We start from the raw sequence: 12,643 nt of genomic DNA, 5'->3' as shown, positions 1-12,643 counted from the left end.
GCTCAGATCGCGTTGCGCAGGCTGAGGTTTTCCGGGTGTGGCTGCAGGTACAGCTGCTGGGCGATGTAGGGATCGGGGTGCTGGCGAAAGTGGTGCTTGAGCAGGGTCAGCGGCACGACTAGAGGCACGATGCCGTGGCGGTACTGGCCGATCACGTGTTGCACTTCCTGCTTGTCTTCGGCGCTGATGGACTGCTTGAGATAGCCGCTCAGGTGCTGCAGCACATTGCTGTGGGTGCCCCGGGTCGCGCATTTGCTCAAGGCCGCCATCAGTTCGCTGAAATAGCGCGGGCCTATCAGGTTCGGATCGCCCTTGCCCATGCTGCCCAGCAGATTGCCCAGGGTCTTGTACTGCACGGGATGGTGAGCCATCAGCAGGTATTTGCAGCGCGAGTGGAAGTCGGTGAGGGCGCGGCGGGTCAGGCCTTGCTTGAGCAGTGCCTGCCAGTCGCGATAGACGTAGACCCGGGTCAGGAAGTTTTCCCGCAGGACCGGGTCGTTCAGGCGTCCGGCTTCTTCCACCGGCAGATCGGGGTGCTGTGCGCAGAATGCCTGGGCGTAGATGCCCCGGCCGCCGTTTCTATGGGGAATGCCATTGGCCTGGTACACCTTGACCCGCTCCAGACCACAGGATGGCGAGTTCTGCATGAAGATGTAGCCACAGATGTCATCTACCTGGGCCGCCATGCGCTCGCCGTATTCCGCCAGGGGCAAGGTGACATCCAGGCTGGCGTCCACGGTGCCCACGGCCCGAGGTTGCTCAGGGTCGCCGACCAGCCGAATAGGTTCGCGGGGGGTGCCCATGCCGATCGCGACTTCCGGGCACAGGGGCACGAAGTCAAAGTATTCGCTGAGTACTCGGCTGCACAGGCGAGACTCCTTGTGCCCACCGTTGTAGCGGACCTCGACGCCCATCAGGCAGGCGCTGATGGCAATTTTCGGCTTGGCGGACATGATGCAACCTCCGGGGTTTACCTGTACAAAAACGAAACGTTGTACAACTTGTCTTCATCATAGAATTAAAGTTGTACAAGTCAATTTATTTGTACAGGTATTGCCCGGCAGGTTGTCGAATTACTGCCAGCCCATTCGCCAGTCGCTGTCGTTGAGCAGGGTTTGCCAGCTCAGGCGCTGGCTGCGCCGGGTGAGTACGGCTTGCAGTTCGATGTCCAGCACGGTGCCTTCTTCGTCGCAGAAAAGCTCAGTGACCAGAAAGTGTTTCTCGCGGTGTTGCGGGTGGGCTGCTGTCCATTTCGACAGCAGCAGTTTGCGCGGGTTGAGTCGATTCACTGCAGGCTCTCGTGCAAACGGCGTGCGGCTTCCTGGCCACTGAGCCAAGCGCCTTCGACCCGGCCGGACAGGCACCAGTCGCCACATACGTACAGCCCCAGGTCGGCATCGGCCAGGGCACCCCATTCATGGCTGGCGGCCGGTCTGGCGTAGAGCCAGCGATGGGCCAGGCTAAAGGTTGGGGCGGGCATGACGCTGTGCAGCAATTCGGCAAAGGCCCCATGCAATTGCTCGATCACGGCCTCTTTGCTGAGGTCGATGTGTTGCCGGCTCCAGGCACTGGTGGCGTGCAGTATCCAGGTGTCGAGATGGCTATCGCGTCCGGGCTTGCTGCGGTTGCGGGCCAGCCAGTCCAGCGGGCTGTCCTGGACGAAGCAGCCTTCCATGGGGGTTTCCAGGGGGGTATCGAAGGCCAGTGCGACAGCCCAGGTCGGGTCCATTTTCACCCCGGCGGCGACTCCGGCGAGCTTCGGTGCGGCGGCCAGCAAAGCGGTGGCTTGCGGTGCCGGCGTGGCGATCACTACGTGGCTGAAGGGGCCGTGGGTAAAGCCTTCGGCGTCCTGCAGGTGCCAGTGCTGTTCGCCACGGAAGACTTCAGTGATGCGGCAGGCGAAGTGCACTTCGAGGTCGCCGATCAGGGCGCGGGTGATGGCGCTCATGCGTGGCGTGCCGACCCAGCGGGTCTGTTCATCGGGAGAAGGGCTGAGTTGTCCGCCGTGGGAGTTGTAGAGTTGCGGCGCCCATTCGGCGACCCAGCCCTTGGCTTGCCAGCGCTGGACTTCGGTAACGAAACGGCGGTCGCGAGCGGTAAAATACTGGGCCCCCAGATCCAGGCTGCCGGCATCGCTGCGTTTGCTCGACATGCGCCCACCGCTGCCGCGGCTCTTGTCGAAGAGTTGGACGCTGTGCCCGGCATCTCGAAGTGCCTGGGCGGCGGAGAGTCCGGCGATGCCGGTACCAATGATTGCGATGGGTACTGTCATAGGGGCCTCGTTTACCAGTCTGTACAGATTACGCCGCTACTAAAACCTGTACAATATTGTTTTTTGGTATAGCTTTCGGCGTCATCGGTTGTGCAAGTTGTCTATCGTTAAGTCACAGCCTGTCCGATTGAAAAGATCCCTGCCTATAAAAATAGACTAGTGATTCGGGTAAAACGCCACGCGAGGAAGATGTCATGCATATATTGCTGACCGGCGGTACTGGTTTGATCGGGCGTGCGCTGTGTCGTTACTGGCAGGCCCAGGGTCACCAATTGAGTGTATGGACGCGCCATCCCGAAAAAGTGGCCGCTCTGTGCGGTCCCCAAGTGCGGGCCATCAGAACTTTGCAAGAGCTGGACCAGGCGCCGCTGGATGCGGTGATCAATCTGGCCGGAGCCCCGATTGCCGATCGGCCCTGGACCCACAAGCGCAAGGCGCTGCTGTGGAGCAGCCGTATTGCCCTCACCGAAACCCTGTTGGCCTGGCTCGAAACTCGCGAGCATAAACCGCGGGTGCTGGTTTCTGGCTCGGCAGTAGGTTGGTATGGCGACGGTGGCGAGCGGGAGCTGAGCGAGGATTCACCTCCGGTCAGCGAGGATTTTGCCAGCCAGTTGTGCATTGCCTGGGAAGAAACCGCTCAGCGGGCCGAGGCCTTGGGCGTGCGCGTCGTGCTGGTGCGCACCGGTTTGGTGCTGTCGTCCGAGGGCGGCTTTTTGTCGCGCCTGCTGCTGCCGTTCAAGCTGGGGCTGGGCGGGCCGATCGGTAACGGTCGGCAATGGATGCCGTGGATTCATATCGATGACCAAATCGCCCTGATTGATTTTCTTGTGCATCAGGATGAGGCACGGGGTCCTTATAATGCCTGCGCGCCGAAGCCGGTGCGCAACCGCGAGTTCGCCAAGAGCCTGGGGCGGGTACTGCGCCGGCCGGCGCTGATACCGCTGCCGGCCTTTGTCTTGCGCCTGGCGCTGGGTGAGCTGTCGTTGCTGTTACTGGGCGGCCAGCGTGCCGTTCCCGCGCGTTTGCTGGAGGCGGGATTCACTTTCCAGTTCACTGATTTGTCCGCGGCCCTGGACGATGTGTCCAGCCGCCTTTGAAATAGGACGTTGCATGACCGATCACGCGTTGCTCCTGGTCAATCTCGGTTCGCCGGCCTCCACTTCGGTGGCGGATGTGCGCAGCTACCTCAACCAATTTCTCATGGACCCTTATGTCATCGACCTGCCTTGGCCGGTGCGGCGCTTGCTGGTGTCGCTGATCCTGATCAAGCGCCCGGAGCAGTCCGCCCACGCCTATGCATCGATCTGGTGGGAGGACGGTTCGCCGTTGGTGGTGCTCAGCCGTCGCTTGCAACAGGTGATGAGCGAGCAGTGGAAACAGGGGCCGGTGGAGCTGGCAATGCGTTATGGCCAGCCTTCGATCGAGTCGGCGCTGCTCAAGTTGGTGGCCCAGGGGCAGAAGAAAATCACCCTGGCACCGCTCTATCCACAGTTCGCCGACAGTACCGTGACCACGGTGATCGAAGAGGCCAAGCGTGTGGTGCGCGAGCACAAGCTGGATGTGCAGTTCAGCGTGCTGCAACCCTTCTACGATCAGCCGGAGTACATCGAGGCCCTGGCGGCCAGCGCCAGACCCTACCTGGCCCAGGAGCATGATCATCTGCTGCTGAGCTTTCACGGTCTGCCGGAGCGGCACCTGACCAAACTGGACCCGACCGGCCAGCATTGCTTCAAGGATGCCGACTGTTGCCGCAACGCCTCTGCGCAGGTGCTGGCCACCTGTTACCGCGCTCAGTGCATGCGGACAGCCTCGGCCCTGGCCGAGCATCTGGGGTTGGCGCAAGGCTCCTGGTCGGTGTCGTTCCAGTCGCGTCTGGGGCGGGCCAAATGGATCGAGCCCTACACCGAGGCACGGCTTGATGAGTTGGCCAAGCAGGGGGTGAAGAAGGTCATGGTGATGTGCCCGGCTTTTGTTGCCGATTGCATCGAGACCCTGGAGGAAATTGGTGATCGCGGTCGTGAGCAGTTCCGCGAAGCCGGAGGTGAGGATCTGGTGTTGATCCCGTGCCTGAATGACGACCCGCAATGGGCGCAGGCCTTGAACACCTTGTGCGCCAGAGCGCCGTTGGCGTTGTAAGCAGCTTCGCCGGCAAGCCAGCTCCTGCGGAGCGGACTTGCCGGCGAACGCGTCTTCAGATCAGAGGCTCGTCGGCCTTCTTGTTCTTCCAGCCGTCATTACCCGGCAGCACCAGATTCAGCACGATGGCGACGATGGCGCACAGGGCGATGCCCTTGAGGCCGAAGTCGTCCGGACCGGTACCGGTTCCTACCAGTACGCCGCCGATGCCGAACACCAGGGTCACCGAAACGATCACCAGGTTGCGGGCTTCACCCAGATCGATCTTGTGACGGATCAGGGTGTTCATACCCACCGCTGCAATCGAACCGAACAGCAGGCAGAGAATCCCGCCCATGACTGGCACCGGGATGCTTTGCAGCAGCGCACCGAACTTGCCGATAAAGGCCAGGGTGATGGCGAAGACCGCCGCCCAGGTCATGATTTTCGGGTTGTAGTTCTTGGTCAGCATCACCGCGCCAGTCACTTCGGCATAGGTGGTGTTGGGCGGACCGCCGAACAGGCCGGCAGCAGTGGTGGCGATGCCGTCACCGAACAGGGTGCGATGCAGGCCGGGCTTCTTCAGGTAGTCGCGACCGGTCACGCTGCCGACGGCAATCACCCCGCCGATGTGTTCAATGGCCGGCGCCAGGGCCACCGGGACAATGAACAGGATCGCTTGCCAGTTGAACTCCGGGGCGGTGAAGTGCGGCAGTGCCAGCCAGGGCGCGGCGGCGATCTTCGCGGTGTCCACCACGCCGAAGTAGAAGGACAGGGCAAAGCCCACCAGCACCCCGGAAATAATCGGCACCAGGCGGAAGATGCCTTTGCCGAACACCGCGACAATCAGCGTGGTGAGCAGCGCCGGCATCGAGATCATCATCGCCGTCTGGTAATGAATCAGCTCGCTGCCGTCGCCAGCCTTGCCCATGGCCATGTTGGCGGCGATCGGAGCCATGGCCAGGCCGATGGAGATGATCACCGGGCCGATGACCACGGGTGGCAGCAGGCGGTCGATGAAACCGGTGCCCTTGATCTTCACCGCCAGGCCCAGAAAGGTGTAGACGAAGCCCGCCGCCATCACCCCGCCCATGGTCGCCGCAAGGCCGAACTGGCCCTTGGCGAGAATGATCGGAGTGATGAAGGCAAAGCTTGACGCCAGGAAGACCGGCACCTGGCGGCCGGTCACTACCTGGAACAACAGAGTCCCGAGACCCGCCGTGAACAGCGCCACGTTCGGGTCAAGACCGGTAATCAGCGGCATCAACACCAGGGCGCCAAAGGCCACGAAGAGCATCTGCGCGCCAGACAGTACCTGGCGCCAGAGCGGATCGTTGAACTCATCCTGCATGATCAGGAGTCCTTCTGCTTGGTGCCGAAGATCTTGTCACCGGCATCACCCAGGCCTGGAATGATGTAGCCATGTTCGTTGAGCTTCTGATCGATGGAAGCGGTGTAGATGGTCACATCCGGGTGCGCCTGCTCGACGGCGGCGATGCCTTCGGGGGCGGCCACCAGGACCATGGCTCGGATGTCACGGCAGCCGGCTTTTTTCAGCAGGTCGATGGTGGCAACCATGGAACTGCCGGTGGCCAGCATCGGGTCAATGATCATCGCCAGACGTTCGTCGATTTCCGGAACCAGTTTTTCCAGGTAGGTGTGGGCCTGCAGGGTTTCTTCGTTGCGGGCCACGCCCACGGCGCTGACCTTGGCGCCCGGAATCAGGCTCAGCACGCCTTCGAGCATGCCGATACCGGCGCGCAAGATCGGCACCACGGTAATCTTCTTGCCGGCGATTTTCTCGACCTGGACAGGGCCGCACCAGCCTGGAATTTCATAGCTTTCCAGGGGCAGGTCTTTGGTGGCTTCGTACGTCAGCAGGGCACCGACTTCCTGAGCGAGCTCGCGAAAGTTCTTCGTGCTAATGTCTGCGCGGCGCATAAGGCCAAGTTTGTGTCGGATCAGCGGATGGCGGATCTCACGGATGGGCATAGGGAAAGGCTCCGGCGGCGGGCAAAAAAAACGGCCTAGATTAATCTATCCGGGGTTGTTGTCCTATAGACATAAAGTACGTTAGTCCAGAAACGCTTGATCTGATCGGGCCGGATGCGTACCTTTGCCCGCTTTTCCGAAACTGCCACCCCCTTGGAGAGCGCCATGTCCGCTGATCTCGAGCATATCCGTCAAATCATGCGCGAGGCTGACTGCCTGTACACCGAAGCTGAAGTCGAGGCGGCCATCGCCCGGGTCGGTGCACAAATCACTGAAGAACTGGCTGAGCGCAATCCGGTGGTGTTCTGCGTCATGAACGGCGGCCTGATCTTCGCTGGCAAGCTGCTGACCCACCTGCAGTTCCCCCTGGAAGCCTCCTACCTGCACGCCACGCGCTATCGCAACGAAACCAGCGGCGGTGAGCTGTTCTGGAAGTCCAAGCCGGAAGTCTCCTTTATCGACCGTGACGTGCTGATCATCGACGACATTCTCGATGAGGGGCACACCCTGGGCGCCATCATCGACTTCTGCAAACATGCCGGTGCCCGTGCGGTGCACACCGCGGTGCTGATCGACAAGGAGCACGATCGCAAGGCCCGTCCGGACCTCAAGGCTGACTACATGGGCCTGCCTTGCGTCGACCGTTACGTTTTCGGCTACGGCATGGACTACAAGGGCTACTGGCGTAACGCCGCCGGCATCTATGCCGTGAAGGGGATGTAAGACATGAGCGTGCCGAGCTTTCTCGATCAAGCCTTGTTCAGCGACCTGGCTGAGAAGGCGGCGGCCAATCCCCGTGGTCGTCAGCACCACAACTTCCACGCCATGGAAGAGCCTTGCCATCGCATGGCGGTGGCGCTGCAACCCTCGACCTATGTTCCCCCGCACCGGCACCTGAGCGCCGACAAGGCCGAGACCCTGTTGGTGCTCAAGGGGCGGTTGGGCGTGCTGATCTTCGATGAGGCGGGCCAGGTCCAGGGCAAGCGCGTCTTGCAGGCCGGTGGTGACTGCATCGGTGTCGATCTGCCGGCCGGGGTGTTCCATGGCTTGGTGGTGCTTGAAGCCGACAGCCTGATGTTCGAATGCAAGGCCGGTCCTTATCGTCCGGTGAGTGACGGCGAGCTGGCCGCTTGGGCGCCCCGGGAAGGTGAGCCCGGGGTCGCCGAATACCAGGCCTGGATGCGTGCTCAGTTCGACTGAGGGCCTGTGCGCAGCCTGTGGTTGCGATTGCAGGTGGTGAAGATCTGCGGCAAAAACCCATGCTAGAGTGCTCAGCCCTTGATTGGAGCCTGTCATGAGCCTGTTGATTCGCACTAGCGCGGCCCTTCTTCTGAGCTTGAGCCTGCCCCTGGCAGCCGCTCCGGCGCCTCTGCACGGGCAATTCTTGCCGCCTGACGACCTGACCCTGCGCGACTCGGTCCCTGAACAGCAGCAGCTGTTGCAGGTGACCGAGTATTCCGTGGTGATCGGCAGCCAGCGCCAATCCAATCAGCAGCCGATTCCGGTGACATCGCCGGTTTGGGTGCGCCTCAAGGGCAAGCCGCTGAACAAGGGGGCCACCATCAGTCAGGTACTGGTGAATTTCGACGGTGAAAGCAAAAGCCTGAAAAAGCCCCAGTACGACGCCAAGTCCAGGACCTTGACCCTGTATTACCCCCTGGCCCAGTACCGGGCAGTGATGGACCTGCTGCGTAACGACACGGTGTATTGCCAGTTTCTCAGTTATGCCAATGGTCATATCTGGGCTGACTTGCACACCGGCAGCGTGCGTCCGCGTTGAGGCCCGAGGCGGGCTGAGGGTAAACTGCCCGCCCCGTGAAATGTCTGCGAGCTGGAGTCGGCGATGCGTAAAGATAAGAAACAAGTGATTGGTGACGAGATCAGCGACGAGCAGATCAAGTTGTTCCTCGATTTCGAGCCGGTCGACGCCACTTCGCCGTCCCTGCACAAACTGATCAAGGCCTACCGTGGCCTGCGCATCGACGATTTCGAGCGCTTCCTGACCTTCTTCGTAGCAGCCGGTCTGGATCTGGATGGCAAGGATGAGCACGGCCAGACCTTTGTTGATCTGATCAAGGATCAGCGCAACGCCGCCGACTATATCGAGCTGATGGACAACGCCCGCGGCTGACCCGTTCGGAAGGCATAAAAAAACGCCCCGTCCTTTGCAGGCCGGGGCGTTTTTTATGGGCGTCAGATCAGGCGCAGCTTTCGGTTTCCTTGCTGGGCTCGACCAGTTCCAGGCTCAGGTTATTTTCGCTGTTGATCTTGTGATACAGCGCTGCGTCGGTTTCCAGGGCCTTCTCCCGCGCCGGGAAAATTTCCTTGAGCTTGGTAGCCCATTCGCCGCTGGCCTTGGCCGGGAAGCAGCGTTCGATCAGTTCCAGCATGATCGACACGGTCACCGATGCACCTGGCGAAGCGCCGAGCAGGGCGGCCAGAGAACCGTCCTTGGCCGCCACCAGCTCGGTACCGAACTGCAGGATGCCGCCTTTCTTCGGGTCTTTCTTGATGATCTGCACCCGTTGCCCAGCCACTTCCAGGCGCCAGTCTTCCGCCTTGGCTTGTGGATAGAAGCGGCGCAGGGACTCCAGGCGCTGCTCCATGGACTGCATGACTTCGCTGACCAGGTATTTGGTCAGGTCCATGTTGTCCCGGGCTACGGCCAGCATTGGACCGATGTTGCCGGCGCGAACCGACATTGGCAGGTCGAGGAACGAGCCGTGCTTGAGGAACTTGGTGGTGAAGCCGGCATAAGGTCCGAACAGCAGGGATTTCTTGCCGTCGACCACGCGGGTGTCCAGGTGCGGCACCGACATCGGTGGCGAACCCACGGCGGCCTGGCTGTAGACTTTGGCCTGGTGCTGCTTGACCACTTCCGGGTTGTCGCAACGCAGCCATTGGCCGCTCACCGGGAAGCCGCCGAAGCCCTTGCTTTCTTCAATGCCGGAAGCCTGCAGCAGCGGCAGGGCCGCGCCACCGGCGCCGAGGAACACGAACTTGGCGTCGACTTCGCGGCTGTTGCCGCTGTTGATGTCCTTGATGCTCACGGTCCAGCCGTTGTCCTTGTTGCGCTTGAGACCGGTCACGCGCTTGCAGTACTTGACCTGGGCATCGGGTGCGCTGGTCAGGTGCTTGAGCAACTGGTTGGTCAGGGCGCCGAAGTTGACGTCGGTGCCGTTGATCACCCGGGTCGCGGCGATGGTTTCATCTGCCGGACGGCCCGGCATCATCAGCGGCATCCACTCGGCCATCTTGGCCTTGTCTTCGGTGTATTCCATGTCCGCGAAGGCATGGTGCTGGCTCAGCACTTCAAAACGCTTCTTGAGGAAGGACACACCCTTGTCGCCCTGCACGAAGCTCAGGTGCGGCACTGGGCTGATGAAGGACTTGGACGAGCCGAACGTGCCTTTCTTGGTCAGGTAGGACCAGAACTGTTTCGACACTTCGAACTGGGTATTGATGTGTACGGCTTTCTTGATGTCGATGCTGCCATCGGCGGCCTGTGGCGTGTAGTTCAGCTCACAGAGGCCAGCGTGGCCGGTACCGGCGTTGTTCCACGGGTTGGAACTCTCCGCGGCACCCGAATCCATCAGCTCGACGACTTCCAGCTTGATTGCGGGGTCGAGCTCCTTGAGCAGTACAGCGAGGGTGGCACTCATGATGCCGGCCCCAACCAATACGACGTCTACTGCTTCGTTATGCGCCATTAACGCGTCTCCAAAATCTGCAGCACCAAATTGACGGCATGGCTGCCAGGAGTGACGGGGCGGTTCACGTAATGCCCCAGGTTACCCATGGCCAGGATCGCCATGTCCGAATCTTCGCAATTCTTTGCAACTACTGCGGACGCTGCCAACCGGGCCTCAAGGTGCATATGAACGCATCTCGGGGCGCCTCAGGCAATTCGACTTATGGTCGATACATCCGCTCGTGCAACCAAATCCGTCAGCGGACAGGCTTCAAGCACCAGTTCTTGAGGAGTGCTCGGTCCTGTGTAATCGGGCTGTTGTAGAGGCCAATGGTGCCAGTTCAGACGCAAAACTATTCATTTGCTCGCCACACTCTTGTGAAGTTGTGAAAACCCGTTTTTTCACGCTCTTTTGAAGACGTGAACCTCAAAAAAGGGCTGCCTCGGCCTGGCACCTGGCCCGAGCGGTGTTGCCGGCATGCAAGGCACGCGGGCACAACGGGCAAAATTCAGTGGCCGAGCAATGGCAGCTCTGCAGATTCGCGAAAAGTGGAGGTTTGCAAGGTGGTACAGCAAGCACGCCAGCTTCACTCGATCTGTGTGGGCGGCTCTCTGTGGGCGGTGCGGGGTGCCAATGCAGTGGCGTTGGCGGTACTGCGAGGCCCGATCAGGAGACGTCCTTATAATCGGGGGGAGATTGTAACGAAGAAATGCGCAGAAATGATCCTGTTTCGTGACTTTTATTAGGCTGTTGGTCAGGTGGCCAGTATCGGTCGCACCAAGGAGCTGGCGCAGCGTGGGCTGATCCGGGCGCTGGCGGGTAATACCTGGTGCAACCAGTTCAGGCGAATCTCCTGGATTTCCACCCAACCGTCACCCACGGGAGCCGCCGGGCAGTGTTTGAAGGCGCGGCAACGGCCTTGGCCATCGAGCAGGGCAAAGCTGCGGAACTGCTGACGCGGGGCGAACAGGGAGCGAAGGAAGTTCATAACCGAACACCTGTGAGTGGGTCATTGACGATAAGAGTGCCCTTGAGCCGTTACATCATGATGTATTGCGAGTGAACGGCAGGTTACAGGAACCTGGTTGTACGGCACCTGTCTGAGACTTGACTAACTCTTGCCTGACGCTGGTTCGTCGCGGTTATGCACCGCTATACTGCGGCCCTGTTTGTGCCTGATTCCTGGAGAGATGAGCATGTTGCAACGCCTGTTGTTCGGTTTGATCACTGTGACCAGCCTGTCGCTGGTGGGTTGCGCCCACAGCCCGCAACAACTGAGCCCGGAGCCGAAGCTCACGACCCAGTTGGCCCCCGTCGGCCATGGCCAGCCGGTGGTGGTGAAAGTGGTTGATGGACGTCCATCGCCGACCCTGGGTACCCGTGGCGGTCTGTACCCGGAAACCAGCGCCATTACTGTGCAGAGCGCGCAGATCCTGCCGAAACTGCAGGCCCAGGCCGAAGCCGCGGTACGTCTGTTGGGCTTCACCCCGACCGCTGGCGGCAGCAATGCTCCGCAGTTGACCGTTACCCTGGCCGAGCTCAAGTACCAGTCGCCCAAAGAGGGCCTGTACGTGACCGAGGCCACCATTGGCGCCACTTTCCGTTCCGATGTGCAGAACGCCAACCGTCGCTACAGCGGTCGCTATGGCGCCTCCCTTGACCAGCGTTTCGGCATGGCGCCGAACCAGGACACCAATACCAAACTGGTGAGCGACGTACTGAGCGATGCGCTGACCCGTCTGTTCAAGGACCCGACCGTCGGCCAGATCCTCGGCGAGTAAGGCGCCGCTGCGGCTTCATGCCCGCTACTGGCTCCGTCACTAAAAAGCCCGGCTGCCCATCAGGCAGCCGGGCTTTTTGCTGTTCGCGTGTCAGGCCGCCTCGACGTAGAAGTCCAGCATGCTGACGCCGGTCAGCAGATCGGTTTCCGGCAAGTCCGCATGCTGATGTCCGCCCAGGGCGCAATACACCAGCCAATGCCGGTCCTGAACGTTGAAGGCCAGGGCGCCCACTAGCGCTTGCTGTTCTTCACTGGGGGCTATCAGGTAAAGGCGATCCTGGTTTTCTGCGTGCAGCATGACAAGCTCCGTGGGGCATCGAGGGGCAACAGACTGGCTTGTTTAGATGACGAAAAGATGACGTTTCAAATTAATGGGTCGACACCTCGTTACTGGTCGGAAAGCCCCCGCGTTTATCCGGGGATTGAGTAGAATCCGCGCCGCGGGTGCACTCGACGACCCGAATACAGGTTTCATTCGAGGTTCATGATGTCGCTGCAACTGATCTGGTCGATGTTCAACGCCCACCCTGCCAAATTGATCAACCTGCTGGCCCTGCTGTTTGCTTGCCCGGGCAGTTGGCTGCTGCACGCCACTCGTTGCCGTGAACGGCGGGCCCTGGCCAACCTGGCCGTCCAGAGTGAAGACCGGGGGCTGGGTCAACCCATGCTGGACCCCGCTACTTTACGAATGAACCGATTCTTCTACCGCTTCGGTTTCGCTTGCCTGGGGCTGGCATTGCTGGTGTCCTGGATCAGTACGCGTTTCTGACCGATCCTTGAACCGCAGACATG

Annotated in this window: 16 protein-coding genes; 8 read left to right on the top strand and 8 right to left on the bottom strand. The window is 60.8% G+C overall.

What is annotated here, in order from left to right; genetic code table 11:
• Positions 1–2: 2 nt before the first annotated feature.
• The 3 genes from DWF74_RS10365 to DWF74_RS10355 form a co-directional block, all read right to left on the bottom strand.
• Positions 3–953, bottom strand: a complete 951-nt coding sequence (locus DWF74_RS10365) for a YbgA family protein (protein ID WP_115580898.1) — start codon at positions 951–953, stop codon at positions 3–5.
• Between the two features lie 120 nt (positions 954–1,073).
• Positions 1,074–1,289: a TIGR02450 family Trp-rich protein gene (locus DWF74_RS10360; RefSeq protein ID WP_102860270.1), complete on the bottom strand. Its 216-nt coding sequence runs from the start codon at positions 1,287–1,289 to the stop codon at positions 1,074–1,076.
• Entirely contained in the window at positions 1,286–2,272 is a 987-nt protein-coding gene (locus tag DWF74_RS10355; RefSeq protein ID WP_102860271.1) for an NAD(P)/FAD-dependent oxidoreductase, read from the bottom strand. Before DWF74_RS10355 ends, DWF74_RS10360 begins: the two co-directional genes overlap by 4 nt.
• A 194-nt stretch (positions 2,273–2,466) precedes the next feature.
• Between DWF74_RS10355 and DWF74_RS10350 the strand changes: the two genes are divergently transcribed.
• Both DWF74_RS10350 and hemH read left to right on the top strand, forming a co-directional pair.
• Positions 2,467–3,369 (top strand): TIGR01777 family oxidoreductase, encoded by a 903-nt coding sequence (locus tag DWF74_RS10350; RefSeq protein WP_115580897.1) that lies wholly within the window; start codon positions 2,467–2,469, stop codon positions 3,367–3,369.
• A 13-nt stretch (positions 3,370–3,382) separates the two neighbouring features.
• Complete coding sequence (gene hemH, locus DWF74_RS10345; protein WP_102860273.1) at positions 3,383–4,408, top strand: ferrochelatase; 1,026 nt, start codon at positions 3,383–3,385, stop codon at positions 4,406–4,408.
• A 55-nt stretch (positions 4,409–4,463) separates the two neighbouring features.
• Here the strand turns inward: hemH and DWF74_RS10340 are convergent, their stop codons facing one another.
• Both DWF74_RS10340 and upp read right to left on the bottom strand, forming a co-directional pair.
• The gene (locus tag DWF74_RS10340; protein WP_016965962.1) at positions 4,464–5,738 is read right to left on the bottom strand and encodes a uracil-xanthine permease family protein; all 1,275 of its coding nucleotides are present in this window, start codon (positions 5,736–5,738) and stop codon (positions 4,464–4,466) included.
• Between the two features lie 2 nt (positions 5,739–5,740).
• Positions 5,741–6,379 (bottom strand): uracil phosphoribosyltransferase, encoded by a 639-nt coding sequence (gene upp / locus DWF74_RS10335; RefSeq protein ID WP_011063386.1) that lies wholly within the window; start codon positions 6,377–6,379, stop codon positions 5,741–5,743.
• 165 nt (positions 6,380–6,544) lie between these two features.
• Between upp and DWF74_RS10330 the strand changes: the two genes are divergently transcribed.
• The 4 genes from DWF74_RS10330 (at position 6,545) to DWF74_RS10315 (ending at position 8,510) form a co-directional block, all read left to right on the top strand.
• Positions 6,545–7,102 carry a hypoxanthine-guanine phosphoribosyltransferase gene (locus DWF74_RS10330; protein WP_042941423.1) on the top strand — a complete coding sequence of 186 codons (558 nt, stop codon included), beginning with the start codon at positions 6,545–6,547 and terminating at the stop codon, positions 7,100–7,102.
• Between the two features lie 3 nt (positions 7,103–7,105).
• Positions 7,106–7,579, top strand: coding sequence for a WbuC family cupin fold metalloprotein (locus DWF74_RS10325; protein WP_115580896.1), 474 nt, complete (start codon positions 7,106–7,108; stop codon positions 7,577–7,579).
• Positions 7,580–7,673: 94 nt separating this feature from the next.
• Positions 7,674–8,159 (top strand): hypothetical protein, encoded by a 486-nt coding sequence (locus DWF74_RS10320; RefSeq protein WP_102860276.1) that lies wholly within the window; start codon positions 7,674–7,676, stop codon positions 8,157–8,159.
• Between the two features lie 63 nt (positions 8,160–8,222).
• Complete coding sequence (locus DWF74_RS10315; RefSeq protein ID WP_102860277.1) at positions 8,223–8,510, top strand: PA4642 family protein; 288 nt, start codon at positions 8,223–8,225, stop codon at positions 8,508–8,510.
• 67 nt (positions 8,511–8,577) lie between these two features.
• On the opposite strand, the gene mqo is transcribed toward DWF74_RS10315, so the two are convergent.
• Positions 8,578–10,089, bottom strand: a complete 1,512-nt coding sequence (gene mqo, locus DWF74_RS10310; protein WP_115580895.1) for a malate dehydrogenase (quinone) — start codon at positions 10,087–10,089, stop codon at positions 8,578–8,580.
• A gap of 736 nt (positions 10,090–10,825) precedes the next feature.
• Positions 10,826–11,059 carry a hypothetical protein gene (locus DWF74_RS10305; protein ID WP_102860279.1) on the bottom strand — a complete coding sequence of 78 codons (234 nt, stop codon included), beginning with the start codon at positions 11,057–11,059 and terminating at the stop codon, positions 10,826–10,828.
• Positions 11,060–11,267: 208 nt separating this feature from the next.
• Here DWF74_RS10305 and DWF74_RS10300 point away from each other — a divergent pair, with 208 nt between their 5' ends.
• Positions 11,268–11,852, top strand: coding sequence for a YajG family lipoprotein (locus tag DWF74_RS10300; RefSeq protein WP_102860280.1), 585 nt, complete (start codon positions 11,268–11,270; stop codon positions 11,850–11,852).
• 90 nt (positions 11,853–11,942) lie between these two features.
• Here the strand turns inward: DWF74_RS10300 and DWF74_RS10295 are convergent, their stop codons facing one another.
• On the bottom strand, positions 11,943–12,149 hold the full coding sequence (locus tag DWF74_RS10295) for a hypothetical protein (protein WP_011063378.1): 207 nt from the start codon (positions 12,147–12,149) through the stop codon (positions 11,943–11,945).
• Between the two features lie 189 nt (positions 12,150–12,338).
• On the opposite strand from DWF74_RS10295, the gene DWF74_RS10290 reads away from it, so the two are divergent.
• Positions 12,339–12,620 carry a hypothetical protein gene (locus tag DWF74_RS10290; RefSeq protein ID WP_162884090.1) on the top strand — a complete coding sequence of 94 codons (282 nt, stop codon included), beginning with the start codon at positions 12,339–12,341 and terminating at the stop codon, positions 12,618–12,620.
• The last annotated feature ends 23 nt before the right edge of the window (positions 12,621–12,643 follow it).

This window comes from Pseudomonas protegens (genome assembly GCF_003363755.1).
Taxonomy (GTDB): Bacteria; Pseudomonadota; Gammaproteobacteria; order Pseudomonadales; family Pseudomonadaceae; genus Aquipseudomonas; species Aquipseudomonas danubii.
This window is presented reverse-complemented; position numbering and strand designations above follow the sequence as displayed.

Bases quoted from the DNA above. Each gene is read 5' to 3' on its own strand.
- DWF74_RS10365 (WP_115580898.1), bottom strand. From the start codon at position 953: ATGTCCGCCAAGCCGAAAATTGCCATCAGCGCCTGCCTGATGGGCGTC.
- DWF74_RS10355 (WP_102860271.1), bottom strand. From the start codon at position 2,272: ATGACAGTACCCATCGCAATCATTGGTACCGGCATCGCCGGACTCTCC.
- DWF74_RS10350 (WP_115580897.1), top strand. From the start codon at position 2,467: ATGCATATATTGCTGACCGGCGGTACTGGTTTGATCGGGCGTGCGCTG.
- hemH (WP_102860273.1), top strand. From the start codon at position 3,383: ATGACCGATCACGCGTTGCTCCTGGTCAATCTCGGTTCGCCGGCCTCC.
- DWF74_RS10340 (WP_016965962.1), bottom strand. From the start codon at position 5,738: ATGCAGGATGAGTTCAACGATCCGCTCTGGCGCCAGGTACTGTCTGGC.
- upp (WP_011063386.1), bottom strand. From the start codon at position 6,379: ATGCCCATCCGTGAGATCCGCCATCCGCTGATCCGACACAAACTTGGC.
- DWF74_RS10330 (WP_042941423.1), top strand. From the start codon at position 6,545: ATGTCCGCTGATCTCGAGCATATCCGTCAAATCATGCGCGAGGCTGAC.
- DWF74_RS10325 (WP_115580896.1), top strand. From the start codon at position 7,106: ATGAGCGTGCCGAGCTTTCTCGATCAAGCCTTGTTCAGCGACCTGGCT.
- DWF74_RS10320 (WP_102860276.1), top strand. From the start codon at position 7,674: ATGAGCCTGTTGATTCGCACTAGCGCGGCCCTTCTTCTGAGCTTGAGC.
- DWF74_RS10315 (WP_102860277.1), top strand. From the start codon at position 8,223: ATGCGTAAAGATAAGAAACAAGTGATTGGTGACGAGATCAGCGACGAG.
- mqo (WP_115580895.1), bottom strand. From the start codon at position 10,089: ATGGCGCATAACGAAGCAGTAGACGTCGTATTGGTTGGGGCCGGCATC.
- DWF74_RS10305 (WP_102860279.1), bottom strand. From the start codon at position 11,059: ATGAACTTCCTTCGCTCCCTGTTCGCCCCGCGTCAGCAGTTCCGCAGC.
- DWF74_RS10300 (WP_102860280.1), top strand. From the start codon at position 11,268: ATGTTGCAACGCCTGTTGTTCGGTTTGATCACTGTGACCAGCCTGTCG.
- DWF74_RS10295 (WP_011063378.1), bottom strand. From the start codon at position 12,149: ATGCTGCACGCAGAAAACCAGGATCGCCTTTACCTGATAGCCCCCAGT.
- DWF74_RS10290 (WP_162884090.1), top strand. From the start codon at position 12,339: ATGTCGCTGCAACTGATCTGGTCGATGTTCAACGCCCACCCTGCCAAA.